The sequence below is a fragment of the Henriciella sp. genome, from assembly GCF_049649345.1.
Lineage (GTDB): Bacteria > Pseudomonadota > Alphaproteobacteria > Caulobacterales > Hyphomonadaceae > Henriciella.
In genome coordinates this window covers 1-2338 of sequence record NZ_JBARZC010000449.1, presented here as the reverse complement: position 1 = coordinate 2338, position 2338 = coordinate 1, and the positions used below count along the sequence as shown (strand labels likewise).

Below are 2338 nucleotides of genomic sequence, written 5' to 3'. Positions count from 1 at the left end.
GGCGAAGTGGTCTCCATCAAGGATGAGGGCCAAAGCCACCGCGTTACGATCCGTCCCCCCGCCGACCTCGCGCGATATTTTGCCACGAAGGGTTCTGTCGCGATTGACGGCGTATCGCTTACGGTGGCGGTCGCGAATGATGATGGAACCTTCGATGTCGCCATTATTCCGCATACCTGGCAGGTCACGACGCTCGGCCAATTGCAGGTGGGCAGCAAGGTCAATCTTGAGGTCGATATGCTGGCGCGTTACGTGGCGCGGATGATCGGGGCAGATGCCCCCGAAAACGGATAGATTTATGAGCGATGATATTCACGCCGCGATCTCCTCGATCGATGAAATCATAGAAGATGCCCGCAATGGCCGCATGTTCATCCTGGTCGATGCCGAGGACCGGGAGAATGAAGGCGATCTCGTCATCCCCGCAAGTTTCGCGACCCCCGAAGCAGTCAACTTCATGGCGCGCTTCGGCAGGGGCCTTATCTGCCTGTCGATGACTCAGGAGCGGGCCAAGACGCTCAATCTCGACATGATGGCGCGCGACAACCGCGAAAGCATGCAGACGGCCTTCACGGTGTCCATCGAAGCCAAGGAAGGCGTGACCACAGGCATCTCCGCCGCTGATAGGTCCAAAACCATTGCTGTCGCCATCGATCCGACCATGGACCATCACGACATCGTCTCTCCGGGCCATGTCTTTCCACTTGTGGCACGTGACGGAGGGACCCTGGTCCGGGCGGGCCATACCGAAGCGGCCGTCGATATTTCGCGCATGGCGGGGCTCTATCCGGCCGGCGTCATCTGCGAGATCATGAACGACGACGGCTCCATGGCGCGCCTGCCGGAGCTTGTATCCTTCGCCCAGCTGCACGGCCTCAAGATCGGCACGATCGCCGACCTTATCGCTTGGCGCCGCAAGAACGACCGCTACCTTGAACGGCGCGTCGAAGCTCCGCTGGAAAGCGAATATGGCGAAGGGTTCAAGACCGTCGTCTTTCGTAACGCGATCGACAATTCCGAACATATAGCCGTGGTTCATGGCCAGATCGATGCCAATGAAACAGTGCTGGTCCGCGTCCATCGCACGGACGTCCTGGCTGATGTACTCGGCCAGAAGGGTCCAAGGTCGAACCTCGTTGCCCGGGCCATGCAGATAATTGCTGAATCTGAAAACCCCGGTGTGGTTGTCTTCGTCAATACGATGCGGCCCAATTCGATCGCGAGCCGGCTTGGCCTAAAGACCCCGGATGACGATCCGCACACCCCCTTGCGCGAATACGGCGTCGGGGCGCAAATCCTGCGCGAACTTGGCGTGCGCAAGATGATTTTCCTATCCGATACTCAACCTACAAAAGTTGCCGGTCTTGAAGGCTACGGTCTCAACATCGAAGGTTGGCAAACCCTGAACGAAAGCAAGACCTGAAATGCCTCACCGCATCCTGATCGCGACGTCGCGCTATTATGACCATATCTCGCGCGAGCTCGAGGCTGGCGTGGCCGAAACGCTTGAAAGCGAAGACGTTGTGGTCGAGACCATCGAGGTACCAGGCGCGTTTGAAGTGCCGGGCATTATCGCCATGGCCGCCGACAGCGGACGCTATGATGGCTATATCGCCCTTGGCTGCGTCATTCGGGGCGAGACGACCCATTATGACTATGTCTGCGGCGAGAGTGCGCGCGGCCTGATGCATCTTGCTGTAGAGCGGCGGCTGGCAATCGGCTATGGCATCCTGACGGTCGAGAATGAAGATCAGGCGCTCGCCCGTGCAGACCGTAAGCGCAAGAACAAAGGCAGGGATGCCGCGGTCGCCTGCCTCGAAATGCTCAAGCTCAGGAAAAAATTCGTCGGATGATCGACAGCCAGAAACTCCCCTTTGACGTCATTCGCGCCCGCCGGGCCGGCGCGCGGCTGGCCGCTGTGCAGGCGCTCTACAAAATGGAGCAGACCGACGACAGCCTGAAAGCCGTTATCCGTGAATTCATGGAAGACCGGCTCGGCTTTGGCGAGGACGAAGAGCCTGTCGAAGAGGCCGATCCGGATCTCTTCAAGTCCATTGTACAGGGTGTCATCACCAATCAGGAAAAAGTCGATCAAGCGATTTTGGCAAGGCTCAACAAGGGCTGGAAACTGGCGCGCCTCGATTCCACAACCCGCGCCATTCTACGCGCTGCGACAGGCGAACTCGTCGAACATCAGGAGCTTTCAAAAGCTGTAATCCTCGATGAGTATGTGTCTCTGGCACATGATTTCTTCGACAAGACGGAAGCCAATTTCGTCAACGCTGTCCTCGACAATATCTCAAAGGACCTGCGCCCGGGCGAATAGGTGGCCTTTTCC

3 protein-coding genes and 1 pseudogene are annotated in these 2338 nt (G+C 58.2%); all 4 read left to right on the top strand.

The features are described from left to right. A pseudogene (locus tag WA989_RS12480) lies at positions 1 to 294 on the top strand (riboflavin synthase); the annotation flags it as partial. A 4-nt stretch (positions 295 to 298) separates the two neighbouring features. After that, positions 299 to 1423 (top strand): 3,4-dihydroxy-2-butanone-4-phosphate synthase, encoded by a 1125-nt coding sequence (ribB, locus tag WA989_RS12475; protein ID WP_424340820.1) that lies wholly within the window; start codon positions 299 to 301, stop codon positions 1421 to 1423. A 1-nt stretch (position 1424) separates the two neighbouring features. Then, complete coding sequence (gene ribH, locus WA989_RS12470) at positions 1425 to 1853, top strand: 6,7-dimethyl-8-ribityllumazine synthase (protein WP_424340819.1); 429 nt, start codon at positions 1425 to 1427, stop codon at positions 1851 to 1853. Further along, the gene (gene nusB, locus WA989_RS12465) at positions 1850 to 2326 is read left to right on the top strand and encodes a transcription antitermination factor NusB (protein WP_424340818.1); all 477 of its coding nucleotides are present in this window, start codon (positions 1850 to 1852) and stop codon (positions 2324 to 2326) included. The genes ribH and nusB overlap by 4 nt, the downstream gene beginning before the upstream one ends. The last annotated feature ends 12 nt before the right edge of the window (positions 2327 to 2338 follow it).

What these genes read in the sequence shown, in the direction of transcription:
- ribB (WP_424340820.1), top strand. Translation starts at nt 299, where the DNA reads ATGAGCGATGATATTCACGCCGCGATCTCCTCGATCGATGAAATCATA.
- ribH (WP_424340819.1), top strand. Translation starts at nt 1,425, where the DNA reads ATGCCTCACCGCATCCTGATCGCGACGTCGCGCTATTATGACCATATC.
- nusB (WP_424340818.1), top strand. Translation starts at nt 1,850, where the DNA reads ATGATCGACAGCCAGAAACTCCCCTTTGACGTCATTCGCGCCCGCCGG.